General features: G+C 59.5%; 20 protein-coding genes. 2 read left to right on the forward strand and 18 right to left on the reverse strand.

What is annotated here, in order from left to right:
• Nucleotides 1–40 precede the first annotated feature (40 nt).
• The 5 genes from F591_RS31895 to F591_RS0102225 all read right to left on the reverse strand — a co-directional run bounded on the left by F591_RS31895 (nt 41) and on the right by F591_RS0102225 (nt 5,119).
• On the reverse strand, nt 41–187 hold the full coding sequence (locus F591_RS31895) for a hypothetical protein (RefSeq protein ID WP_019532948.1): 147 nt from the start codon (nt 185–187) through the stop codon (nt 41–43).
• A gap of 6 nt (nt 188–193) precedes the next feature.
• Complete coding sequence (locus F591_RS0102210) at nt 194–1,414, reverse strand: Ger(x)C family spore germination protein (protein ID WP_019532949.1); 1,221 nt, start codon at nt 1,412–1,414, stop codon at nt 194–196.
• Nucleotides 1,398–2,513 (reverse strand): GerAB/ArcD/ProY family transporter, encoded by a 1,116-nt coding sequence (locus F591_RS0102215; RefSeq protein ID WP_019532950.1) that lies wholly within the window; start codon nt 2,511–2,513, stop codon nt 1,398–1,400. Before F591_RS0102215 ends, F591_RS0102210 begins: the two co-directional genes overlap by 17 nt.
• Before the next feature lie 27 nt (nt 2,514–2,540).
• Entirely contained in the window at nt 2,541–4,124 is a 1,584-nt protein-coding gene (locus F591_RS0102220) for a spore germination protein (protein WP_019532951.1), read from the reverse strand.
• 176 nt (nt 4,125–4,300) lie between these two features.
• Nucleotides 4,301–5,119 (reverse strand): phytanoyl-CoA dioxygenase family protein, encoded by an 819-nt coding sequence (locus tag F591_RS0102225; RefSeq protein ID WP_019532952.1) that lies wholly within the window; start codon nt 5,117–5,119, stop codon nt 4,301–4,303.
• Nucleotides 5,120–5,210: 91 nt separating this feature from the next.
• On the opposite strand from F591_RS0102225, the gene F591_RS0102230 reads away from it, so the two are divergent.
• Entirely contained in the window at nt 5,211–6,053 is an 843-nt protein-coding gene (locus F591_RS0102230) for a helix-turn-helix domain-containing protein (RefSeq protein WP_019532953.1), read from the forward strand.
• A gap of 131 nt (nt 6,054–6,184) precedes the next feature.
• Here the strand turns inward: F591_RS0102230 and F591_RS0102235 are convergent, their stop codons facing one another.
• The 9 genes from F591_RS0102235 to F591_RS0102270 form a co-directional block, all read right to left on the reverse strand.
• Nucleotides 6,185–6,952 carry a glycerophosphodiester phosphodiesterase gene (locus tag F591_RS0102235; RefSeq protein WP_019532954.1) on the reverse strand — a complete coding sequence of 256 codons (768 nt, stop codon included), beginning with the start codon at nt 6,950–6,952 and terminating at the stop codon, nt 6,185–6,187.
• Between the two features lie 157 nt (nt 6,953–7,109).
• Nucleotides 7,110–7,889, reverse strand: coding sequence for an MgtC/SapB family protein (locus F591_RS27205; RefSeq protein WP_019532955.1), 780 nt, complete (start codon nt 7,887–7,889; stop codon nt 7,110–7,112).
• Nucleotides 7,890–7,947: 58 nt separating this feature from the next.
• Nucleotides 7,948–8,505: a glycerol-3-phosphate responsive antiterminator gene (locus F591_RS0102245; protein ID WP_019532956.1), complete on the reverse strand. Its 558-nt coding sequence runs from the start codon at nt 8,503–8,505 to the stop codon at nt 7,948–7,950.
• A gap of 18 nt (nt 8,506–8,523) precedes the next feature.
• On the reverse strand, nt 8,524–9,294 hold the full coding sequence (locus tag F591_RS0102250) for an HAD-IIA family hydrolase (protein ID WP_019532957.1): 771 nt from the start codon (nt 9,292–9,294) through the stop codon (nt 8,524–8,526).
• A gap of 403 nt (nt 9,295–9,697) precedes the next feature.
• On the reverse strand, nt 9,698–10,354 hold the full coding sequence (locus tag F591_RS0102255) for a YheC/YheD family protein (protein ID WP_019532958.1): 657 nt from the start codon (nt 10,352–10,354) through the stop codon (nt 9,698–9,700).
• A gap of 317 nt (nt 10,355–10,671) precedes the next feature.
• Complete coding sequence (yhfH, locus tag F591_RS0102260; protein WP_019532959.1) at nt 10,672–10,860, reverse strand: protein YhfH; 189 nt, start codon at nt 10,858–10,860, stop codon at nt 10,672–10,674.
• 94 nt (nt 10,861–10,954) lie between these two features.
• Nucleotides 10,955–11,287: a hypothetical protein gene (locus tag F591_RS31165; RefSeq protein ID WP_156829420.1), complete on the reverse strand. Its 333-nt coding sequence runs from the start codon at nt 11,285–11,287 to the stop codon at nt 10,955–10,957.
• Between the two features lie 493 nt (nt 11,288–11,780).
• Nucleotides 11,781–13,328: a glycoside hydrolase family 43 protein gene (locus tag F591_RS0102265; protein WP_019532960.1), complete on the reverse strand. Its 1,548-nt coding sequence runs from the start codon at nt 13,326–13,328 to the stop codon at nt 11,781–11,783.
• Nucleotides 13,329–13,388: 60 nt separating this feature from the next.
• Nucleotides 13,389–14,969, reverse strand: coding sequence for a glycoside hydrolase family 43 protein (locus F591_RS0102270; RefSeq protein ID WP_019532961.1), 1,581 nt, complete (start codon nt 14,967–14,969; stop codon nt 13,389–13,391).
• Nucleotides 14,970–15,193: 224 nt separating this feature from the next.
• On the opposite strand from F591_RS0102270, the gene F591_RS0102275 reads away from it, so the two are divergent.
• On the forward strand, nt 15,194–16,039 hold the full coding sequence (locus tag F591_RS0102275) for a sugar phosphate isomerase/epimerase family protein (protein WP_019532962.1): 846 nt from the start codon (nt 15,194–15,196) through the stop codon (nt 16,037–16,039).
• Nucleotides 16,040–16,546: 507 nt separating this feature from the next.
• On the opposite strand, the gene F591_RS0102280 is transcribed toward F591_RS0102275, so the two are convergent.
• The 4 genes from F591_RS0102280 to F591_RS27215 all read right to left on the reverse strand — a co-directional run bounded on the left by F591_RS0102280 (nt 16,547) and on the right by F591_RS27215 (nt 23,312).
• Entirely contained in the window at nt 16,547–19,948 is a 3,402-nt protein-coding gene (locus tag F591_RS0102280) for a glycosyl hydrolase (protein ID WP_019532963.1), read from the reverse strand.
• A gap of 379 nt (nt 19,949–20,327) precedes the next feature.
• Nucleotides 20,328–21,104, reverse strand: coding sequence for a carbohydrate ABC transporter permease (locus F591_RS0102285; protein ID WP_425414340.1), 777 nt, complete (start codon nt 21,102–21,104; stop codon nt 20,328–20,330).
• 70 nt (nt 21,105–21,174) lie between these two features.
• The gene (locus tag F591_RS0102290; RefSeq protein ID WP_019532965.1) at nt 21,175–22,083 is read right to left on the reverse strand and encodes a carbohydrate ABC transporter permease; all 909 of its coding nucleotides are present in this window, start codon (nt 22,081–22,083) and stop codon (nt 21,175–21,177) included.
• Between the two features lie 437 nt (nt 22,084–22,520).
• Nucleotides 22,521–23,312 (reverse strand): IucA/IucC family C-terminal-domain containing protein, encoded by a 792-nt coding sequence (locus F591_RS27215; protein ID WP_051109079.1) that lies wholly within the window; start codon nt 23,310–23,312, stop codon nt 22,521–22,523.

Consider the following 23,312-nt stretch of genomic DNA (forward strand, 5'->3'; position numbering starts at 1 on the left):
ATTCGCTTAGCGCAGAAATTCACGCAGACGTCATGCCCTGTTAGTTATTTCCATTTTTCCACGGAGGATCGCCATATTCATGCAGCTTCCGGTTGAGCTTATAGATCGTCCAAGGAATCAGCCCGCTGAGCGCAGCGCAGAAGAGAACCTTGCCGGTTGGAATCATTTCGTACAGTTGCTTGAGCATCTTTCGTCACCTGGTCATTTTGGCTTTGTTAATCGTCCCGTAGCGGCGCAGCTTGACTTTGGCTTCAACGGTAATTTCCGATGCGGCGAATAAACGCCTACCGTGTTCCCAATCAGGCTCGATTTGTTTCCATACGCGATAATGATCCTGACGCAGCTTGTCGCCGAAGCCGGCGACGTCTTTGCCGAACTCCTTCTGCATTTTACGAATCGTATCTTGAGCCAGGCGCACAATCTCGTTAGCGATGATTTCCTCTATCTCATCGATCGTTTTCAATTTGGTCAAATCCCGGCTGGAGAACGTTTCGGCAAGGCTTCCTTCAGCCGAGATACGCACGTGAAATTTAGGCCGCATCGGGTCGCTGACATCCGCACGGATCGTCCGCGAAGTCTGCTCATTCTCGAAGTTGGACAATCGGCCGTCCAGCTTGAAGTTGACGATGCCGCCCTTGATTTTGGCATTCAAATAATTAAGCCCTTCCGTCTCTTCCTCACCCAGAAATCCGACGAACGTATTCGTTTTGCCGTCCATGATAGCGGCGCCCGCCACCTTGACCCCGTCGCCTTGACCGACGATCCGCTGAACGACATAGCTCTCTTCCCGAAGCAGATGCTCATGGATGTCGCCGATCCTCGTCTCCGGAAGCATTCTGGCATTTTCTTTTTGATTTTTCGTAATCGAATCGATATACATCGCATTGACCTTCTCGGTTCGCGGAACGAGCTCCAGCACCCTGCGGGCCTCTCCTTTGGAGATCATCACCTTCGTCTCGCGGCGCATCCCCGGATCGCGAATATAAAAATCAAGGATGTCGGCAAAGCCCTTTTTGGCAACCTCCTCGGAAACGACAATGACTTTCAAATGCTCGAAATAAGGCGAACGGCTGGCCCGTACGGCTATTTCTCTTTTGATTTGCGCCATTTCATCGCCCTGGGAGGTCAAGTTATGAAATCCGCGGTCTTGCGAGCCGGCGGCCTGGTCTCCCCTGCTGCTGAGAGCTGACGGCACGACGAATTGATAGGTTACCGAATAAAGATTCTTGCCTCTCGGTTTGTCGGGAGCTTCCCGCACCTCCTTCGAGCGGTCAGCCTTGGATAAGTCGATGGCAACTCCGACAACGAACCCCCGCTCGTCGATCTCCACCCGATCCCAGCAGCCTGACAAGGTCAGCACGAGCAGCGAGCCGAGCAAAAGCCGCATGAAGCGGCAGTTAATGATTCGTTTCATTCGTTCTCACCCCGCGAAGCGATGCGATAACCAGCAGCAATAGAGGGATTAAAATAGCTCCTGCGATCCCCATCAGCGCGTTGATCGTTCCCATGAAGGCATTTTCGACAATGTTTTGTCCCAGCATGGCAACAAGGTAGATAAGGGGGCCGAGGATACACAACCACGTTATTTTCCGGACGCCTCGATACATCGATTGAAGAAAACTGGCGGCTCCGTCCATCGCCAAGCATCCGGTATTGAAGATCGCCATATTCCAGATGATGAAGAACAGCGACTCGAATCGTTCGAAGAACTGGCCCGGAATCGTAATCTCTTTGGCCAATTCGATGGTCGGATATATGATTTGCGTTACGCCTTCGTGGGAAAAAACCGCAATGCAGTAGAGATAAATAAGCGGATACAAGACAACGGGGAAAATCATGCCGGCAACCACCGCCTTGGACGCTTGTTCTGGCCGCTGCATGAGGGCCGCGTAGATCAGAACGGTATCAAAGCCCAGCAGCGAGAAGATCGTTTCAAACATCCCCTTGCCAATTCCGCGCCAATCCGTAACAAACATCGGCTTTAAATTGTTCAATTCGAAATTGTCGAAGTTCAAAACGATCGCCAGGACCGTAACGACCATGGAAAGCGGAAAAAACAGCATATTCAAGCGAATGATCCCTATTCTCTTCCCGCTAACGGCATACTGGATGATCAGCAAAAACATCAGGGCGATCACTTCAACAGGCGTCTGGTTGAAAATATACTGCTTGGAAATGTCCGCGATCGCCCTGATTTCGTAAGCGACAAACCCCAGGCAATAGAAGATAAATAACCAGGTGAACAATTGAGCCACCGGCTTGGAAACGAGCAGAGCCGCATATTCGTAATAAGACAGCCTCGGAAAGCGTGCAGGGAGGAGAGCCAACAGCCACGCCGCGCCGAGAGCGATCAGCCCTGACAGAAGAATGGAAATCCAGCCGTCCGACGATTGCGTCGCTTCCCCTACCGTTCGCGGCAGCGACAGGATGCCGACGCCGATGACTTTGGAAGCGATCGCTACGGCCATTTCTTTGCTGCCTATTTCCATATCTCCGTACTCGAACGATTTCAACAGCTCAACACCTCCGGCGGCACTATGCTATTTGTTCAACCGGTCCGGATCGGCCGGTTGATTCACTTGCGGGCGCTTGTCGAGCTCCATCGGAGGCATCCGAACAATCAGATCTTTCCAGTCTCTGGCGAAGAAAGGGGCAAACGGCGCGGAATACGGAACGCCGAAGCTTGTCAAATTCACCAGATGAATGTTGATCATGATATATGCCAGTATGATGCCGTACAGGCCGAAGACGGCCGCAGCCAGCATAACCGCAAAGCGGAGCATCCGCAGCGAGATGGAGAACGCATACGACGGCAAAGTAAAGGACGATATCGCCGTAACCGCGACAATGATCACCATAATGGGACTGACGATGCCGGCCGACACCGCTGCCTCGCCGATAACGAGGCCACCGACGATGCCGATCGTCTGACCGATCGGCTTGGGCAGGCGAAGCCCCGCCTCCCGCAAGAGCTCGAGCGTCCCTTCCATAATGAAGGCCTCGACGACAGCCGGGAACGGCACGCCCTCCCGGGTGCCGGCAATGGAAAATGCGAGCTTCGAAGGAATCATGCCGTGATGAAATTCCACCAGAGCGATGTAGAGCGCAGGCATAAACGTCGACGCAAACGCCGCAATCAGCCGCAGCACGCGGATGAGCGATGCGATCAGCCAGTGCTCGTAATAATCTTCCGGGGACCGCAGCATGGACGCGAACGTCATCGGCATAATCAGCTGAAAAGGCGTTCCGTCGACCAAGAGCGCGGCCTTTCCCTGCAGCAATGCCGCGGAGACCTTATCCGGTCTTTCCGTGTTGATAATGAGCGGGAACGGCGTCAGGAAGCTGTCCGCAATCCACTGTTCGATATAGCCCGATCCTTCCGCATCGTCCATGTCGATGGAAAGCACCCGCCGTTCGATCTCAGCCAACAGCTGAGGGTGAACGATCCCGTCGATATAGCACAGCGTCACGTCTTTTTTGGCGCGCCGTCCGATCTTGTAGGTTTTGAAGCGAAGGTTGACGTCGCGGATCCGCCGCCTGATAAGCGCCATGTTCGTCCGGATGTTTTCCGTAAATCCTTCCTTGGGTCCGCGAATAAGCGACTCCGTCTGCGGCTCTTCGATTCCCCGGCTTTCCCAACCTTTGCTGTCGATGATCAGCGCCACATTGCTGCCGTCGACGAACAGCGCCGTATCGCCCGACAGCACCGACAGCATCACGTCGTCGAGCGTCGATGCCCGGGTTACCTGGTAAGTCGACAGCAGCTCCGCTTCCAACAGCGACACCGCTTCTTCACCGTTGGCCGGATGCGGTTTGCCGGCGATCGTGGCATATAGCTGAATATTTCTCAATACCTGGTCGTTGATCATTTTTTTATCGATCAATCCGTCGATGCAGGCGATGCCGCAGCGAATCCCGGTCTGACCCAGCGTAATTTCCCGAACGACCAGATCTTCGGCTTGGCCTACCGCATGCTTGATATTTTGCAAATTCGCCTTGACGCTGAGGAACAATGCGGGAACGAAATCCGGTGCGCCGGCATCGGCAGCTTGCGCCGCAGCCCGGACGTTAGCCGCTCGCCGCTTGACCTTCTGCGCCGACCTCCATCTCAACCATCTCAGCATAGGAAACCTCCGTTGCCTTAAGGAGCATGCATATTCAGGTGATAGGGTTTCCTTGGCTAGACATGAATATTACTGTAGCGACTGAAAATTTTTAAAGGAGGCCTTTCTTAACGAAAGACCTCCTTCGCACATACGAAAGATGCGGATGATCTATAAGCCGGCATGCCCTTGCCTGTTCAATGCGGCCCGGCGACGACATGCTCCGTACCGCACGGCCCACCGCTGTTGTCGAACCGGATGCCGTCCGCCTCCGTCCCGTCCCAGCGGTACAGCGGCTTGTAGTGCGTGGCGATTTTGACGGTCGAGGCGTTCGCATAGTGGCAAATAAAGGCGCGGCGAAATCGGTGCTCCGATTTGTTCGGATAAGAGCCGTGAATGACGCTGCCGTTAAAAAACAGCACATCCCCCGCCGCCATCCGGACCGGAACGGCACGGTAGCCTGCGGGAACCGGGACGTATTCTTTGGTGAACGATTCGTTCGGGTCGGCCGTTTGCGGGCATTCGACCGCCAGCCGGTTCGATTCAGGAACGACGAACAGCCCGCCGTTCTCCTCGTCTGCCGCATCGACCGCCGTCCAGGCAGCGATGCAGGTGCCCGGCTCCACCTTCAAATAGAAGTTGTCCTGATGCAGCGCCTGTCCCTTCGCTCCCGGCGGCTTGAAATAGAACATGCTCTGCGCCGCGAGCGGCTCTTCGCCGTACAGATCGGTCAGCACGTTCATCACCTTCGGATGAAGCATATATTTCATGGATGTCTCATCGACCCGATGAGGGTGCATCATCCGCGGGTAAGCCTTAAGAATATCGCCGCCGCTTTGCTCCAGCGGCAGCGGGTTGAAGCAGCCGGGAATCGGCCCTCCCGCATGCAGCTTCATGAAATGGTCGCGCAGCTCATCGGCCTCCTGCTTGAACAATCCCTTCAGAACGAGGTATCCCTCCGCATGAAACTGATCAAGCTGCTCTTTGGTCAGTACGCCGCCTTCCGGCTTGCGCATAACAATCTCCTCCCTTTTGGCGCAAAACATCGGATTGCTTTTTCCGATGCATTCATTTTAAAATGAAAACGTTCTAGGAGGAATGAAGCGTATGGCCGAAAACCTTAACGATCCTGCTACGAAAGAAACCGAAGCGCCGCCGCCGGGCATTCTTGCATCAGGCCACTTCCGCCAGCCCTATGGGTATTCCGCTTATCGTTCCCGCGGGACGAGGGACTGGCTGATCACTTATACGCTGTCCGGCCGCGGACAGTACCGGCTTCATGGGGAAGTCTATGAATGCGGGGAAGGCGACATCGTGCTGCTCCGTCCAGGCGCGCCCCATGACTATGCTACGCCGGAAGATAGCGTCTGGGAGTTCGTCTGGGCCCATTTCGTGCCTGAGCCGCGCTGGTCGCAGCGATTGCGGCTGCCCGAACGGGCGCCGGGCATGATCTTCCTGTCCCTCGAACGGCAGTCGGCGCGATCCCGGCTGCTGGAGGCGTTCCGGCGGCTGATCCGCTATTCCCGCGATAACGGGGAGCTAAGCGGCCTGTTGTCGCTAAACGCGATGGAGGAGATCGTGCTCCTGATCGCGCAGAACGAAACGCGCCGCGCGCCGCTCGACCCGAGAATCGGCGATCTCCTGGACTTCCTCAGCGCCAATCTCGAACGCTCCTTCACGCTGCAGGAGCTGGCCGATCAAGTGATGCTGTCGCCGTCCCGCCTGTCGCACCTGTTCAAGGAGCAGACCGGCGATTCGGTGCTCGAGACATTCCTCAAGCTGCGGCTGAAGCATGCCGCCCAGCTGCTGCGGCATACGACGCTGCCGGTATCCGAGGTGGCGGAGAAGGTCGGCTTCCGCAGCCCGTTTTATTTCACGAAGCAGTTTACCTCGTATTACGGCGTCAGCCCGAGCAAATATCGCTCGGGCTCCGAGGGAAATGCGCGGTAAGCCGCCCGCGCGGCCCCAGTATGCATGTCTGCGCCGCCAAGCTTTGGCCCCGGCCGACCGCAGCGGCTGTTCCCTCCCCGCGGACAAGCATCGTTTGTTTCCGTAAGCGCTCCCGGGGACGGAAGCCGAATTTACACTCCGGGCTTTTCCGCAACAGCGCTTCTGCGCTCCATAAGCAGCCGCAGCCGCTCGGGGTAATCGGTGATAATGCCCGAGACGCCGTAATCCAGCGCCAGGCTCATCTGCGCCTCGTCGTTGATCGTAAACGGGTACACCCGAAGCCCTTGCCGGATCGCGTCCTGCGTCTCTTCGGCGCTAAGCCTCTTGAACCGCGGGTGCAGCGAGTAAACCGGGACGTTCATGAACCGGGCCAGGTCGGCATGCCGCACCGCGTCGATATCGTACAGCAAGCCGATCTTGACGCGCGGCTCGAGCAGCTTCAGATAAAGCAGCGATTTGTGATCGAACGAGGAGACGACCGTGTTGCCGAGCCTGTCATATTGGCTGAGCAGCTCAAGCAGGGCCGGCTCCAGCCTGCGCCCGTACGATTCCTTGATTTCCACATTGATCATGACGTGCGGCGGCGTCAGCTCGAGCACCTCGCAGAGCAGCGGAATGCGTTCGCCGCGATAGGCTTCGCCGAACCAGGCGCCGGCATCCAGCTTCTTCAACTCGGAGACGGTCATGTCATGAATGGCCCCCGTTCCGTCCGTCGTCCGGTTCACCGTATCGTCGTGACAGACGACGATTTCCCCGTCCTTCGTCAAATGCACATCGAGCTCGATGCCGGTACAGCCCTGCGCCAGTCCGAGCCGGAATGCGGCCAGCGTATTTTCCGGCGCTTCTCCCCGGGCTCCCCGGTGGGCGATAATGAGCGGTTGCGTCGATGAATTCTGCATAAGTAAGTTCTCCCTCCGCCGCTGCCTTTCAAGGACAGCGTATTATTCGTTTAAGCGCCTGCGGCGCACGATTCCTTCGTCATCGCTCGTCGTCTGCGGCGCCAGAAAATTCGGCTCGTGAGGCATTGCCGATTTTGCCCGGGTGCCGTGCCGCCGGTCACAGCGAAGCCGAGGCCCCGGGACCGGGCCCCCCGCCCCCCGCCTGCGGACCTCCGGTTTCGAGCGGCGTCTCCACAGACAAAATATCGCTGGACGACGAAATCCGGTCGATCGCCCGCAGCAGCTTATCCGCCCCGCCTGCCTGCAGCTTGAAGGAAATATTCATAACGGCTTCGCCCTGCAAGGCAGGCCATTCGACAGGCGGCTGCTCCTCGTGGCTCATTTTTACATTGACAATCTGTATCCCTTCTTCGCCGAGGCGGGAAGCAATGCTCCCGAGCACGCCCGGGCGGTCGTAGATGCGCACGGTGACAGTCTGATGCCGCCGGTGGCGCATCCAATGCTTCTCCCACTTGTTCAGCAGGAACAGGCTGACAAGCACCATAACGGTAGCCAGCGCCGCGCAGTAGAAAAAACCGGCGCCGACGCACAGCCCGATCGCCGCCACGACCCAGATGGAGGCGGCGGTCGTCAGCCCCGAGACGGTCGAGCCCGTACGCAGAATCGCGCCTGCTCCCAGAAATCCGATGCCGCTGATCACCTGCGCGGCCAGCCGCGCCGGGTCCATCCGCACGTTGTACTCTGCCGCGAATTGAGAGAATCCATATATCGACAGCAGCATGATGGCCGCCGAACCGATGCAGACAAGAATATGCGTGCGGAAGCCGGCCGCATGATTGCTCCACTCCCGCTCGAAGCCAATCAGCCCGCCGAGCAAAGCGGCAAGCAGGATGCGGACTGTCAGCTCCCAATGCGTAATGTGCCAAATATCATCCATGTTATCCGCCCCTTTCCCCGCCGCCACGGCTCCCGTTGGATACCGCTTTGCCTTCCGCTTACATCCATAGGTGGGACGCTCCCGCCGATACCGCAAGCGCACCCGCCTTCAGCGCCTCGTCGATCTCGTCCTGGTAGCCGACCAGCCCTCCGGCAATGATCGGCAGCGGCGTCATCGCCGTCATCTCGCGAATGATGCGCGGCATCAGTCCAGGCATCACCTCGATCGCGTCGGGCTGGCTCTGCTCCACCGCCTTGATGCCCCGCTGCACGGCGCTGCGGTCGATCAGAAAAATGCGCTGAATCGTCATCAGCCCCTCTTCCTTGCCCGCCTTGATCAAATTGCTCTTCGTGGAGATGATCCCTGTCGGGCGAACATGTCTGGCGACGTAAGCGACGCCGCTGCGGTCTGCCGCGATGCCTTCGATGAATTCCATGTGCAGGAATACTTCTTTGCCCGCCTGCTTCACCCGCTCGGCCAATTCCTTAATATTGAATATCGATCCGGTCAGCAAAAAAATGACATTGACCCGGCTTTCGATCGCCAGCTGCACATCTTCCTCCTTCTGTACGGCCGCAATCGTCTGATGGTCGACCAGATCAACGATCGGATACATAGGCTGTCCCCCCTTTGGTTACAAGTGTACGATGTCCTTGATGCTCGGCAAAATGTAGCGCGGACGGTAAGGCGCCGTCTCTGCCATCTCCCTGGTGCTGACTCCGGTCAATACGAGGACGGAAGACATGCCTGCGTCGTTTCCCATCTTGATATCGGTCTCCAGCCGATCTCCGATCATATAGCAGCTGGCGCTGTCCAGGCCGAGATGCTCCATAGCCGCTTGAGCCGAAATGAGCGACGGCTTGCCGACGATAAGGTCGATCTCCCGGCCGGTCGCCGCTTCGAGTGCGGCGATGAACGTGCCGGTATCCGGCAGCTGTCCCCGCTCCAGCGGACAGGTGAAATCGGGGTTGGTGGCGACAATCTGCGCCCCCCGAACGGCTGCCTGATACAGAGCGTTCAGCTTGTCATAAGTGAACTGCCGGTCCCACGACAGGACGGCTAAGTCGGCCCGCTCCGGCTCATCGGTCAGCGGAATGCCGTGCTGGGCCAGTTCATCGCGGAGCGGCTGCTCTCCTATTACGTATACGCTTGATCCGGCAGGGAGATGCTTCTGCAAATAGCGCGCGGTAATCAGCGACGAGTTCAGCACATCGCAGGCATCGGTCGGTATGCCCATGCGGGTCAGCTTCCGGGCATACGATGCTCGCGCCGCGATCGAGCTATTGGACAGAAAGACGACCTTGTCCCCTCTTCGCCGCAAGGCGGCAATCGCCTCGGCGGCGCCGTCGATCATGCGGTCCCCCAAATAAACCGTACCGTCCAGATCAAAAATAAATCCTTTCATCGTTGCCACGCCTCGCTTCGCTTGTCGGGATGATGGCGGCGAGCTGAGCGGAAGAATAGTAAGAAAAGCTTTCGCTCGATGCCTCTTCGCCGATGTCGCCCGAAATCCTCCTCTTGCCGCAGCTTTTCTCGATCTAAATAAAAAACCTTTATCCCATGTAAACATACCCTTCTCGTCGAAGGGAGCGGTTTACGGATAAAGGTTACTCTTCTACTCAAACCAACACCGTATTATGCTGTTGTTATAGCATTATATGCCGGGAAGGCGGAGCTGTCAATGATTTTTCGCTCCATGCCCCGTTACTCGCCGGATGAAACCGCTCGCGCGCAAGCGGCCCGCTTCCGCCATACAGCGAAACCCGCCGCGCCAGGAATAGCGCGCTGGGCGAGCGGGCTTCGCAAGGCTACCTCGGCCGGGTATTGACCTCAAGAATCCAGATGCGTCCGGAACGATCCAGGCCAAAATCGTATCCGAGCGCCCCGATGCCGGGGAACGCCTCCTCCATCAGCCGCGTGCACGTATAAGCCAATCTTGTCATCTCTCTTTTCTTGGTCACTGCGCGGATCGAGGGCAGCGAGCGGCGGATGGCATCCGCCCCCCTCAGCTGAACTCCCCCTTGGGCCAGGTTGGTAACCGATAGCCCCGGAGAGGCCATCCGGCCGACCAGCGCCTTCAGCCGCCAGGCGCTCCCTTCCTTGACCAGCTTGACCCGATAGTCAACCGGCCGCCCTCTAATTTCCGCAAGCGAAATCCACCTTTGCAGGAAATATTTGCGTCCTCGGCGCAGCCGGTCGATGCCGCCCCGCAGAGCGGCAAGCGACCGGTAATGCCGCACCTTTCGGCCATTTTTCAAATAATATCCCTGTCCCCGCCGACCGACGAACAGCACTCCGCCGCCGCCTGAGCCTTTGACGGGCTTGGCGACTACCCGGCCGTACAGATCAAGCATTTTCCCCAGCCCGGATAATCCGTACGGACGCATAGGGGGCAAGTGAAGCGCCACATCCTGCTTTTTTTGCAATACGGCCGTCTTGGCCCATTTGTTGGAAACCGATCGCATGGCTCGATCCCTCCTTGCCGGCTTATATGCGCATACCCCAGCATATTCGCGGCAGCAGGGCAGCTCTTGGATATATGTCCCCTCGGCGAAGCCCAATCCGTCAAGCCGAATCGAACCGGCCGCCCGGCCGTCCAAACGGTCGAGCGGCGCGCCTCTTACGGGTCGGCCCCTCCGCTCGCGCGCCGGCTCCCGTCAGCAGTTCGGCTCGCCAATTGAGCCGAATGACACTGCCCGTCGATCGTCCCGAGCCTGGCGCGGGCATGGGCCTGTTCCCCGCTTCCCGCCTATGCAGGCGGCCATAAGGTTGACCAGGTTCTTCAGACGTGCCGGCGCTGCTCGTCCCCTATGGTCTTCTCTGCCGCCGGATAAATCGGGTAGAAAGTAACGCCTTTGCACGAGATACAGGTCGATTCGTAGCAGTCTGCCATTTCCTCCAACACAGCCCCGCACACCGAACAGCTCCGCTGCGGAAGGCTGTTCATCAAATCGGTCGAATTCATCAGCATGAAAATGTAACCCCTTTCATAAGTAAATTGTCGCTGCACCGGGATCGAGCATAACGATGAATCGCTACCTTGATCTTTGGATGGCGATCGTTCGTTATAAGGTTTGACGGCATAAGGTGAAGAAAGAACGAAAAAAGGGAGTGCGTCGATCATCAGGAAGCGCTTCGGTCCAGCAGAGAACGAAAATCGTCGAAGCAAGCGGAGCATAAAAAGCAGCAGATACAGAATTGTTATATAACAACGATTTATTATATCCCGTATTATATAACAAAATATTGCGATTGGCTATACCTTTTTTCAAACCGGATGGAAAATGGGCCGCGTCATCATTCGGCTCAACCAACCACGACAGATATCCCGGGTAATGCGGCGCAAGGGATGGCTCGAAATCATAAACCGAAGGCTGCATGCGGCCATGAATCACCATATGACCACTCTAACGTCAGTGACAAACGCCCTCTTGAAAATTTTGCGGTAATCCACCAGCTAAAATTCCAATACCGCAGGTGACGACCGATGACGATGGAATGGTTCGTCATAGGCGTCTATTTTGCAGAAAAACAGCCTTTTTAAAATGTAACGCAGGCTGTTAGGCTATTTGCTCGAAAACGCTCATTCTGGCAGCCAAACATGCCGAATAAGGCTGCTCGCTAGCGTTGCAATTTCAAATCGATGGTTTTGAGTGAAATAAGCTTTGCGGCTAGCGTTAGCTCAAGGTTCGCCCGGTCTCCTTCGCAGACCAGCTGCTTGAGGCCCTTCTTCCGTTCTCCCCATCCCCGAAAATGCTGTCAAAAAAAGAACGGATCGCGCAAAATAACGCAATCCGTTCCATTCCGCCGCATACCGACGGCACGCTTGACGCGAACCGAGGCCGATCTTCGCCGGCGCTTACGCCAGCAGCCCGAGTCCGGCGTCGGCGCTTACCCCAGCGGCCCGACGTCGAACCGGTCGACGTCGGCATAGCCCGCGCTGTCGTGAGCCTCGCTCAGCGCGAAGATCCCGGTCTTGGCCCCGACCCAGTGCCCCTCGGAGGCGGTAAACGCCGGGCCGGCCGGGACGAAGCGCTGACCGTCCAGGCTGTAGCTGAAGGAGCAGCGGGCATCGTCCTTAACGCTTACCCTGAGGAAGACGGTGTCCGCGTCTACCGCCGACCGCCATACGATGCGCTCTTCCTGCCGCTGCCCGTCGCGCTGAATCAGCTCGAAGCCGCCGCTGCCGTCGCGCTTCAGCGACAAAGTCCCGTACCGGTAGCCGAACACGACCAGTCCCGCCTCGTCGCCGGCTGCCGCTGCCGCCAGCGTCAGCTTGGCCGTCGCCGTGAAGGCCGGCGCGGGGAATTTCTGCATTAATAGATGAGGCGCGTCGTATATCGACGTCGCGCCTTCCGGCAGCGGCTTCGCATACAGGCGAATATGGCTGTCGCGCGCGCCAAGCGCATACCAGTCCTCCCGCCAATTCGCCTGCCATTGCCACTGCAACCCGAGACGATCGCCGTCGAAATCGTCAGAGGTCGCCGGCACCTGGATGGGATATGTCCGGCCGACGTTCGGCTTCCGATAATGCAATACGGGCTCGCCGACGCCGTCGGCATTCAGATTGTCGCCCATCAGCGGCCAGCCGTCCTCCCAGCGCACCGGCTGCAGATGGACGATGCGCCCGTACGCGCCTTTGTCCTGAAAATGAACGAACCACGACTCGCCCGACTCCAGCTCGACCCAGCCGCCCTGGTGCGGTCCGTTCACCGGAGTATTCCCTTGGTGCAGAACGATTTTGTCCTCATACGGGCCATCCACGCTGCGCGAGCGCAAAATCGTCTGCCAGCCGGTGGCCACGCCCCCGGCCGGCGCGAAAATGTAATAATATCCTTCGCGCTTGTACATCTTCGGCCCTTCCATCGTCGGGTGCGATTCCGTGCCGTCGAACACGATCTTGCCCTCGTCCAGCAGCCTCGTGCCGTCCGGCGCCATGCGGCACAGGCGCAGCTTATGCTTGATTCCGCAGCGGCTGCGGGCGAAGGCGTGCACCAGGTATGCATTGCCATCCTCGTCCCAGAACGGGCACGGGTCGATCCAGCCTTTCGCTTCGTGCACCAGATGAAGCGGACTCCACTCTCCCGCCGGGTCCTCCGCCGTCGTCATGTAAATCCCCTCGTCGGGCGCGCCGAAGAAAATCCAGAACTTGCCGGCGTGATAGCGAATGCTCGGCGCCCAGACGCCTTTGCCGTGCTGCACCGTATCGTAGCCGGGGAGATTAAGCCGCGGAAGCGCATGATTAATAATCGTCCAGTTCACCAGATCTTTGGAATGCAGAATCGGCAGTCCCGGCGTATGCGCGAAGCTGGAAGCGGTCATATAGAAATCGTCGCCGACCCGGATAACGTCCGGATCGCTGTAATCCGCATATAAAATCGGGTTGCGGAACGTGCCGTCTCCCTGATCCGCCACCCAAGCCTGCTTCTCGATGGTCATGCTGTCATCTCCGTTTCTTATATCGTTATGACTAATTTCCCGATAAACCCGGGGCAAGTCCTAATCTTCGACAGGCAAATACTCGAACCAGTCAAAATCCGCATAGTTCGAGCTCGTCCGGCCGTTCGCGCTGGCAAAGAGGCCGACATAAGCTCCGACGAAGCCGCCGGCCTTGTCCGTGCTCAGAATCGTGCCGTCGGCATCCTCGTGCAGCATCTCCCAAGCTTCCGCGGCAGTCGCGTAGTAGAAATGATACGACTGGCCGATCGCCTCCGCCTTCAAATACAGCCTGGCCGGCGCTAGGCCAGATGCCGACGGCAGCGGCCTGGAGGCAAGCACCCGCTCCTCCCCCTGCTCGCGCATAACTAGACGAATTTCCGCCGCGTCTCCGCTCATCCCGCACTCGAGCCGGTACTGAAAATCGCTGCTCTGCAGCAAAATCATGCCGGCCGCTTCATTGTCGCTGCGGGGAGCAAATTCCAGCGCCGTGCGCACGGAGAACGACATATGCTGCTGGCGCCGCCCGACGAAGCTCGGATTGTCCGTTCCCGTCGTCGTCTCCGGCTTCAGCCTGAGCCGCAAGTACCCCGGCCGCTCGGACAAGCTCCAGAAATCGCCGCGCGGCGTGCGAATAAAATTCCAGCGCAGATCAAGCTCCGGCGCGTCGAAGTTATCGCAAGCCGGCAAAGTCGGCCAGCGATGCTCCGGCAAATTCGGCCGCGCCGACTCCCATTCGACGATCCCTTTGCCCGGATTCACGACCGGCCAGCCGTTCTCCCACGCCATCGGCACAAGGAAGGTTTCGCGGCCCATGTTCCGGTAAGGCCCCCCGTACGGGCGCGACGCCAGGCAGACCATCCACCATTCGCCGTTCTGCGTCTCCACGATGTCGGCGTGCCCCACATTGACGATGCCGTAATTTTGGCCGAGGTGCCGATGTGTGAGAATCGGGTTCATTTTGCACGGCTCGTAAGGCCCTGTTATGCTTTGACTGCGCGCCACCGTCACCGCATGAGTAAAGCCTGTGCCGCCTTCGGCGATCAGCAAATAATACCAGCCGTTCACCTTGTACAGGTGCGGCCCTTCCTGGGCATGAGCCTGCTTCAGCGCGCCGTCCCACAGGCTGTATTTGGGCCCGACGAGCTGCTTGGTCTCAAGATCCAGCTCCTGCAGCCATATTTCCATATGCTTCGGGTACTGCTGCCCGGACGGAGGCTTACGGTTCCCCGTATAATACGCCTTGCCGTCGTCGTCGAAAAACAGCGAAGGATCGATGCCCGGCGCATCCTTCAGCCAATAAGGGTCCGACCACGGTCCCGCCGGATCGGTCGCGGTGACGAAAAAGTTTTTGCGCTCGCTTGTAGCGCTTTCAACCATCGTTGTAATCATATAGAACACGCCGTCGTGATATCTCAGCGTCGGAGCGTAGATGCCCTTGGAGCACGGGATGCCGTCGAGATTGAGCTGCGACGGGCGGTCCAGCACGTGGCCGAGCTGGCGCCAGTGAACAAGGTCCTTGCTGTGAAAAATCGGAACGCCGGGAAAATACTCGAACGTCGAGGTCACCATATAATAATCGTCGCCCACTCTGCAAATCGACGGATCGGGATAAAATCCCGGCAAAATGGGGTTGCGGAACATGCGTTGACCAGCCAAGCGGTAAGCTCTCTCCTTTCCTGTTAACGCCTTCATAATTTCTAATGATGCCTTAGGCTGCCGGTTTTGTCGATAATCATTTCATCATTTTTCCGGTTATTGCGGCCAAAAGACGCTCGGAAAAGCCGCGCGCAAGCTTTTCATATTTTATCCAAGCGGGCACATCGGTTACAATAGACTCAACGCACTCATTTGGGAGGCCTGATAGAATGAACATGAAAGTTGGCATTCGAGCACATGACTTTGGCCAATTGCCGCTGGAGGAGCTGGCGAGAAAGGTCGGCGAGCGCGGCTTCCGCTCGGTTCAGCTTGCCCTCGCGAAAGCGCTGTCCGATATCGACAGCACGACAGGCAAGCTGAGCCCGGGGCTCGCCAATCACATTGCGGAAGCGTTCGACAAGCAAGGCGTGCGCATCGCCATCCTCGGCTGCTATATCAATCCGGTTCACCCCGATCCTGAGCAGCGCCGTCAAGAAATTCGCCGTTTCAAGGAGCATTTGCGCTATGCCCGCGATTTCGGGACAAGCATCGTCGCGACAGAGACAGGGCGACGCGACACGTTCCGCGGCGAAAGCCCGGACGGATACGCAGAGAAGGCATGGTCCATATTTCGCGACACCGTCAGCGAGCTCGCGGAGGAAGCGGAAAAGTGGGGCGTGATTTTCGGCATCGAGCCGGCCACGACGCTCAACGTCTCCACCACGGACGATATGCTGCGCATCATGGAAGAGGTGCCTTCCACCAACATCGGCGTCGTGCTCGACCCGTGCAATTTGCTGGACGCCGACAACGTCGCGCGGCAGGACGAGGTGATCGAGCGGGCGTTCGCGGCGCTGGGTGACCGCATCGCCGCGTTCCACGCCAAGGATATCCTCACGCAGCCGAAGTTCGGCACCTACACCGGCCTCGGCCAGGGCGTGCTGAACTATCCGCTGTTCCTGAAGCGCGTCCGCGAGTTGAAGCCGCACGTGGATATTTTGCTGGAAGGCTTGACGCTGGACAACATGGACGCATCGGTGGAGTATTTCACGAAAGTGTGGAACGAAGCGCAGTAATCCTTTTTTCACGCGAGCAAAGGGGCTGCTCCCTGGGCCGGTATTTCCGGCTGCGGGGGCAGCCCCTTGTTAGCATGTTCGGCCATATTGGGGCGGCAGCTCAGCGCTGCGCGTCAAGCCCGCGCGGCAGGCTCTCCTTGCCCGCGCGGTGCGCCCTCGCTGGAGCTTCGCCTGGCCGTGCGACGCGCCTTCGCCGGGGCTTCGCCTGGCCGTGCGGTGCACCCTCGCCGGAGCTTCGCCTGGCCGCGCGGTGCGCCCTCGCCGGGGCTTCGCCTGGCCGCGCGGTGCGCCCTCGCCGGGCTTCGCCTGGCCGCGCGGTGCGCCCTCGCCGGGGCTTCGCCTGGCCGCGCGGTGCGCCCTCGCCGGAGCTTCGCCTGGCCGCGCGGTGCGCCTTCGCCGGGGCTTCGCCCGGTCGCGCGGTGCGCCCTCGCCGGGCTTCGCCTGCCCGCGCGGCGCCGCTCCATCCCATGGCATCAGCCAGCGGGCAAATCGCCCTGGCCCATGTATTTAGCCTTTGGCCGCTTCCCATGCCGGGATCAGCCGGTGGTTCGCGTAGTCGAAGCGCCTGCCTTCCAGCAGCCCGGCCAGCGTATTGGTCACGCGCACCTCGAGCTCATTCTCCCCTTCGCGCAGCAGCGAAGCGTCGCCTGTCCACTCGTAAGGCGTCCAAGGCCTTACGCCGAGCGGCAGGCCGTTGACGAATACCTCGGCGCAGTCGTGGAAATGCTCGTCCCAACCGGCGAAGGTCAGCCGAAAGACAGGTTCGTCCGGCAGCGTATCCAGCGTGACGCGGCGACGCAGCGACAGTTGGCCGGCATAATAGGGCAGGCCCGGGTACGGCCCCGCATCGAGCCGGCCGACACGGCGGACAGGCGCCGTCAAGACGTGGCGCGGCGCAGCGCCGCTCTCGCCGGACTCCTGCTCGCACCGCACGCCGAAGCTGCCGATCACATAGAGCGCGTCGACGAGGCCGTCCCAATCGTGCTCTGCCGTCACCTCGACCTCGAGCCGGTTGACGCCTTCCCGCAGCAAAGGCCGTATATCGCAGGAGACGTTCCGGTGGTCGTACAGGAAATCCGGCCGGAAATGCTCCTTGCCGCGCGCCGCTCCGTTGATGCGGATCGTCCAGTCGCCCGAGACGGCGCCTGCGTCCATAAGCAGACGACAGCGCTCCGGCAGCGCTTCTACGGCAAAATCGGCCGTATAACGAACCCGCAGCGGATAAGACAGCGACAGCTTCATCGGGGTGCCGAACAGCTGGCTCATCGCCACGGGCAGCCCCTTGCGCTCGCTCAAGTCCGCGCATTGGTCGATCAGCGTCTTGACCTCGACCCACTCGCCCTGCTCTTCCCCGGCTGCGCCGCCTTCCTCCGGCTGGATCGACATGCGGAACCGGTCCAGGCGCACGGCATTCGGACCAAGCGGCTCGAGCTCCCACTCTCCCGCCGCAGCGACGGTCCACTGCCATGCCTGCGGCGCATCGGCCGCCTCTGCCGCGCCGCCGTCCGCTTCCCCGCGCGCGGCGGCTTCGCTCGGCCCGCAAGCCGTGAGCAGCAGCAGCTTCGACTCGTACGGCGCGAACGTCAGCGGCAGCAAGCAGCCGTCCGCAAGCGGGCCGGACTCCTCGCCCGTCTCCAGCGACAGCTCGCTCCAGCGAACGGAAAGCGGCCGGGGCCGGGAAGCCTCGTCGGCGCTGCCGCGGGACGGCCGCGGCAGCGCCGCATCGCCCGCGCCGCCGAACAGCAGCTCCGGGTTCGCCTCGAGCGTGACGCGGCGCGTGCCTCCTTCCTGATGGCTGACGAACACAGCATGCCGGCCGTCGGCAAAGCGCCGCGTCTGCAGCAGGAAGGGCGCGCTCCCGGCCGCCTCCGCCGCAAGCCGCACCGCCCGCGGAAGAAGCTGGTCGAGCAGCTCGCCGAGCCGCTTCCCGGCCGCGGGATCTTCCCCGTTCCACGGCAGGAAATACGCCGCGTTCCCCGGTCCCTGGCATACCGCCCCGCCGCTTGCGCCAGACGCGGCTGCTGCGGACGGCGCTTCGCTCCAGTACGATTCCTTCGGGTCAGCCTCCAGCCCGAACGCGGCGCGGACGTCGGCGGCGATCGCCTTGCCCGGCTCGATCGTCTCGTAAGGCAGCAGGCCGAGCCCGATCACCGTTCCGCCGCACTGCAGAAACTCGTGGATTTTCCGCCAGGCGCCCGACTCCAGATTCGTCATCGGCGGCATAATCAGGACGGAATAGCGGACGGGGCCGACGCGCAGCGTCCCGTCCTCCACGGCGGCTTCCGCCAGCAGCTCCGCATCGAGATGATCGTAATCTCGCCCTGACAGCGCGAGCCCGGCGCACAGCTTCACCCAATCCGTCCGCAGCCGCATCAGCCGCGCCTTCTCCGCTTCATCTCTCCCGCCGTACGAGAAGCCGTGGAACGGATTGCCCATCAGCGTCCACAGCGACGTCGTCGGCTGCAGCACGGCGATCTCGATCCCGGGCTCGCCCCGGCTCATCAAATAGCTGATTCGCCCCGTATAATCGCCAAGCTTGCGGAAGTGCGCCCAATACGGATTTTGCAGAAATTGCGAAGGCGGCGCGTCATGCTTCGTGAGCCCGTCCAGCGTATAGAAGAAGGCGTGAAAATTGAAAAAGTTCGTGCCGAGCGCCGCCATCCGGTCGATCATCCATTTGGCGTCCTGCAGCGTCATCGACCAGCCGACGCTGTGAAAGCATTCGATCAGATTGCGCTCCCGGCCGAGCTGCCGCGCCAGCGAGCTGACGATTTTCGGGTTGCAGCGGAAGTGATCCGCCTGGTGATTCAGCACCCATTCGAGCGGGCGTCCCAGCTTCTCGTGCGCCGAATCGCCGCCGGGCACATGGCTGAACAGCTGTGTCGTCATCCGCACGGAAGGGACCTCGGCCACATATTCGAGACCGTGGCGCGCGCACCAATCGTGCACCTGCTTATGGTAATTTTCGCGCAGCAACAGGTGGATGGTCTGGTAATAATCGTAGCGAATGCGCAGCGCTTCCGGAGCGTCGGCGTAAAGAAGCGCTGGAAAATAGTCCTTCAGCTCATAGCCGGTCCGTGCTTTGAACGCTTCGCACAGCTGCGGCGACCATGGGACGGCGCCGAGCAGGCCGATTTCGTCAGTGAACATCCCCTTTACGGTATTGCCGAAATATTCGCCCAAATAGCGCGCATATTTGTCATGCGTCAAGCGGATGAACGCAGCCATCGCTTCCCGGTTGCACGGATCGACGAAGGTGCCGTAATATTTGAAATCGTCGATCTCCTTCTCCTGGACGACGATGATTTCCCATTCTCCCGGCGGTGTGGTCCATTCCAGCTGCAGCGCAGTGCGGTATGTAAAAAAACGCTTCCGGTTGTAAGCCGTCAGACCGGCCTTCTGAAATACCGGCTCCGTCTGGGTGCTGCCGATGCAGCCCGCAAGATCAACCGCTTCCGCCCAGCTCCGCTGCCCGCAAGCGTCAACCGGGACCGCCTTGGCGTACAAAACGCGGGCCCATGGCAGCTCCATCCGGGTCCGCTCGCCGCCGCTCGCCCTGCGGCTGGCATGCTCCAGCGTATAATGCTTCGCTTCCGGATGCATCAGCGTCACTTCGCCGCCGGCGATGCCGCTCGGGTACGGGTACTCGTCGTACAGCCAGACATGCATCCCCCGCTTCGCGGCCGCCTCGACCGCCACTCGCACCTTGGCGAACCAGGCCTCCGACAAATAAGGGACCTTCAGCCCCTGGCGCGCGCAGACGAAAAAACCGCCGACTCCCTGAGCCGCCATCTCGCCGATCTGCGCTTCAATCTGCTCCTCCTCCATGTCGCCGTTCCAAAACCAGAACGGATGAATGCGATATTCCGCCGGCGGCTGTCTGAAGGCCGCAGCGTCAAAATGGGACATGCGCGTCCATCTCCTTTTCGTCCTATTCGTCCAGTCTCGGCACTGTATGCGGCCGAATCGCCGCGCTGCCGGCCACCGACCCGCGGGCCGCGAAACACGCGAAACGCGCGAAACGTTAGGCGAGCGAAAATCCGCTCCGCGCTATCTGCGCCGCCTTCGGTCCTGCGAAGCGGCGGCGGCCCATCCGTCCCGCTTTCGCGCCAAGCTTGCCTGACTCCACCATACCTGAACTCGCCGGCTTCCGGCAATCGAACTTTTTTGCGGCAGGCCGTCCTGGCCTAGGACATTTTTGCCCGGCTTGCACTTCCTTGACGGCGGCAAAGCGAAAAGCCCCCGTCGCCGGGGGCCGCTTTCTTCGCCGAGGGCCGCAAAGCTATTGTTATCCTTTCAAACCGCTGGTGCTGATGCCCTCCACAATATATTTTTGGAAGATGAAGAACACGATGACGATTGGCAACAGGGACAGCGTCGCCATCGCGAACATGCCGCCCCAGTTGTTCACCGATTCCGCATCGAGGAACAGCTTGAGCGCCAGCGATACCGGATACATCTCCGGCTTGTTCAAATAAAGCAGCGGGTTGTAGAAGTCATCCCATTTCCAGTAAAACGAGAAGATCGTCGACGTCACCAGCGCCGGCGTGATGAGCGGCAATACTACTCTGAAAAAGATCGAGAACTTGCTGCAGCCGTCCATCTTGGCCGCTTCGTCGAGCTCCGGCGGAATCGTCCGGATAAACTGCATCATCAGAAAGACGAAGAACGGCATCGCGAAAAAGCTCGGAACGATAATCGGCTTGAACGAGGACAGCCAGCCGAGCTTGGCGAACATGACGTACTGCGGAATGACCGTCACGTCATGCGGCAGCATCATCGTCATCATCAGGCAGCCGAACCAGAAGCCTTTGCCTTTAAAGCGGATGCGCGCGAACCCGTAAGCGACGAGCGCCGACGAAGCGACCGCGCCGACCGTCGACCAGATCACGATGATGAAGGAATTTTTGAAAAAGGTGGCGAACGTCGTGCCGGCAAAGCCGTTCCAGCCGCTGACGTAGTTCGAGAACTCGAGGCGGGACGGAATCAGGCTGTAGGCATTGGCGAAAATTTCGTGATTCGGCTTCAGCGAGCTGGCCGCAAGCCATAGAATCGGATAGATCATCACCAGCGCCAGACCGCCAACCAGCAGATGGTACAAGACGGAGTTTTTGCTTTTTGTGCCGAATGTCATGTTATTTGTCTCCTTTCGCCTCGTAGTGCACCCAATATTTGGAGGTCTGGAAGATCAGCAGCGTGATCAGGCCGATAAGAATCAGCATCACCCACGCCATGGCCGACGCATAGCCCATCTCGAAGAACTGGAACGCCCTCCGGTACAGGTACAGCGAATACAGCAGCGTATTGTCGAGCGGCCCGCCTTCCCCGCGGGAAATGATGTAGGCCGGCGTAAACGTCATGAAGGCGGAAATCGTCTGCATGATCAGATTGAACAAAATGATCGGGCTGAGCAGCGGCAGCGTAATCTTGAAGAAGCTGTACACTTTGCCCGCGCCGTCGACGCTCGCCGCTTCGTAGTAAGACGCCGGAATGTTTTTGAGGCCGGCCAGAAAAATCAGCATGGACGAGCCGAACTGCCAGACGGACAGCGCGATCAGCGTCCAGAGGGCGGTTCCCGGGTAGCCGATCCACGATGTCGTCGTCTCGATGCCGATCAGCGCGAGCGCCGAGTTGATCAATCCCCGATCGCCGAAAATTTGCGTCCACATGATCGATACGGCCACGCTGCCGCCGATCAGCGAAGGCAGGTAATAGGCGGAGCGGTACAAGCCGATGCCTCCGATCGCCTTGTTCAGCAGCATCGCCACCAGGAGCGCGAAGCATAAGCGAAGCGGAACGCTGGCGAAGACGTAGGTGAACGTCACCTGCAGCGACTTGATGATTTTGTCATCCGCCGTAAACATCGTGACGTAATTGTCGAGCCCGACCCAACGCGGCGAATCCATCAGCATGTAGTCCGTGAACGAGTAATATAACGACGAAATCATCGGGTACAGCGTGAATATGAGAAAGCCCAGAATGAACGGGGCCGTGAAAATGTAACCTACCAGATGATCGTTGTCCTTCAGCTTTTGCCATGTCATTGGCCTAAAACCCCCCGTGTGACGAATTCGCTCTTCCCCTTGAAAGCGCATCAATGAGTATAATCCTATTATCCCGCTCCGGGGGGCTGGCAGGAATCGAAAAAACCGTACTTTTTGTTCAAAAAGCAGACTCCGTCCGCGCTGCTGCGAGCCGCGGGAAGGCCGAGCTGCGCTCATCTGATTGCTGTCATCTGGGAAGGCGAGAAAGTCAGATTGCGGGCCATCGTGCCTGAGGATTGGATGAAATTCCATGAGAATGACCAGGATTCGGGGGCAGCCGCCCTGCCTCCCCCGGAAAGAGCGACCGCGGTTTAGCGGTCGTTTTTCTTGGTAAAGAGAGTCGCACTTTGCTTTATCGCTTTTGCAAAGTTAAACTTTCTGTTACGTGAACAAGGCCGCCGACATCGTCGTCGGCGGCCTTCATTCGTAGCCAAAACTCATCGTTTATGCCCGGGCGGGCACGGAAGCGGACAGCGCCTGCAGTATTCCCCGGATATTTCGTAATAGAAGCAGCAGGTGCGGCGAAGACGCTCACCGGACTCGTCTGGCAGGTCGATTCCGGCAGGGCCGGCCAGCCCGGACAGCGGATTGCGGCGTTCGCCGAACAGCTCGCCAGGGCTCTCGTGGACGACATAACGGAAATCGTCGCGAATGCGGTCGGCGGCGGTCCGATCGGCCGCCTGCTCCAAAGCGTCCGCGAAGAGCGGCACAATGCGCACGACGGCATTTTCCCACAATACGGGCATCGGGACCCGAGCGACTTCGGCCAGGGAGCGGAACAGGGGGGACAAATGCTCGGCAAAGAGGCTCCGCACAAGCTCTTCCCGCCACTCGCGCCTCCGGCCAGGCGCCGCTTCGGTGACCTGGCAGTCCGCAAGTCCAAGCCGGGGCAGCTTCGTGCCCCCTATATTCCCTTCCTGGGGGACCGGCGTCTCCAATATGCAGTGCATGGGCGAAAGCGTCAGTCCCTTGTCGTAGACCGACATGGCATACAGCACAGGAGCAGCCGCGATAAAAGCGTAACGCTTGGCCAGCGTGGAAGCCGTCACCCTGCGGGACGGCGAGCCGATGAAGCCGCCCAGCCTGTCCAGGTAATCCCCGCACTTCTCGCGCTCCAGCAAATCGATCACGCGCACGCGGCGATCGCACGGGCGGGCATCGTCGTGCCAGTTCAGGCTGAAGCGGCCTGCCATGAAGTCCCACTGCGGCGGTGCAAGAGCATCCCTCAT

It is taken from the genome of Paenibacillus ginsengihumi DSM 21568 (assembly GCF_000380965.1).
GTDB lineage: Bacteria > Bacillota > Bacilli > Paenibacillales > NBRC-103111 > Paenibacillus_G > Paenibacillus_G ginsengihumi.

What these genes read in the sequence shown, in the direction of transcription:
- yhfH (WP_019532959.1), bottom strand. Translation starts at nt 10,860, where the DNA reads ATGCTGATGAATTCGACCGATTTGATGAACAGCCTTCCGCAGCGGAGC.
- F591_RS0102245 (WP_019532956.1), bottom strand. Translation starts at nt 8,505, where the DNA reads ATGTATCCGATCGTTGATCTGGTCGACCATCAGACGATTGCGGCCGTA.
- F591_RS0102265 (WP_019532960.1), bottom strand. Translation starts at nt 13,328, where the DNA reads ATGACCATCGAGAAGCAGGCTTGGGTGGCGGATCAGGGAGACGGCACG.
- F591_RS0102255 (WP_019532958.1), bottom strand. Translation starts at nt 10,354, where the DNA reads ATGCGATCGGTTTCCAACAAATGGGCCAAGACGGCCGTATTGCAAAAA.
- F591_RS0102235 (WP_019532954.1), bottom strand. Translation starts at nt 6,952, where the DNA reads ATGCAGAATTCATCGACGCAACCGCTCATTATCGCCCACCGGGGAGCC.
- F591_RS0102250 (WP_019532957.1), bottom strand. Translation starts at nt 9,294, where the DNA reads ATGAAAGGATTTATTTTTGATCTGGACGGTACGGTTTATTTGGGGGAC.
- F591_RS0102290 (WP_019532965.1), bottom strand. Translation starts at nt 22,083, where the DNA reads ATGACATGGCAAAAGCTGAAGGACAACGATCATCTGGTAGGTTACATT.
- F591_RS27215 (WP_051109079.1), bottom strand. Translation starts at nt 23,312, where the DNA reads ATGAGGGATGCTCTTGCACCGCCGCAGTGGGACTTCATGGCAGGCCGC.
- F591_RS31895 (WP_019532948.1), bottom strand. Translation starts at nt 187, where the DNA reads ATGCTCAAGCAACTGTACGAAATGATTCCAACCGGCAAGGTTCTCTTC.
- F591_RS0102230 (WP_019532953.1), top strand. Translation starts at nt 5,211, where the DNA reads ATGGCCGAAAACCTTAACGATCCTGCTACGAAAGAAACCGAAGCGCCG.
- F591_RS0102285 (WP_425414340.1), bottom strand. Translation starts at nt 21,104, where the DNA reads ATGATCTATCCGATTCTATGGCTTGCGGCCAGCTCGCTGAAGCCGAAT.
- F591_RS27205 (WP_019532955.1), bottom strand. Translation starts at nt 7,889, where the DNA reads ATGGATGATATTTGGCACATTACGCATTGGGAGCTGACAGTCCGCATC.
- F591_RS0102210 (WP_019532949.1), bottom strand. Translation starts at nt 1,414, where the DNA reads ATGAAACGAATCATTAACTGCCGCTTCATGCGGCTTTTGCTCGGCTCG.
- F591_RS0102225 (WP_019532952.1), bottom strand. Translation starts at nt 5,119, where the DNA reads ATGCGCAAGCCGGAAGGCGGCGTACTGACCAAAGAGCAGCTTGATCAG.
- F591_RS31165 (WP_156829420.1), bottom strand. Translation starts at nt 11,287, where the DNA reads ATGGTGATTCATGGCCGCATGCAGCCTTCGGTTTATGATTTCGAGCCA.
- F591_RS0102270 (WP_019532961.1), bottom strand. Translation starts at nt 14,969, where the DNA reads ATGTTCCGCAACCCCATTTTGCCGGGATTTTATCCCGATCCGTCGATT.
- F591_RS0102280 (WP_019532963.1), bottom strand. Translation starts at nt 19,948, where the DNA reads ATGTCCCATTTTGACGCTGCGGCCTTCAGACAGCCGCCGGCGGAATAT.
- F591_RS0102220 (WP_019532951.1), bottom strand. Translation starts at nt 4,124, where the DNA reads ATGCTGAGATGGTTGAGATGGAGGTCGGCGCAGAAGGTCAAGCGGCGA.
- F591_RS0102275 (WP_019532962.1), top strand. Translation starts at nt 15,194, where the DNA reads ATGAACATGAAAGTTGGCATTCGAGCACATGACTTTGGCCAATTGCCG.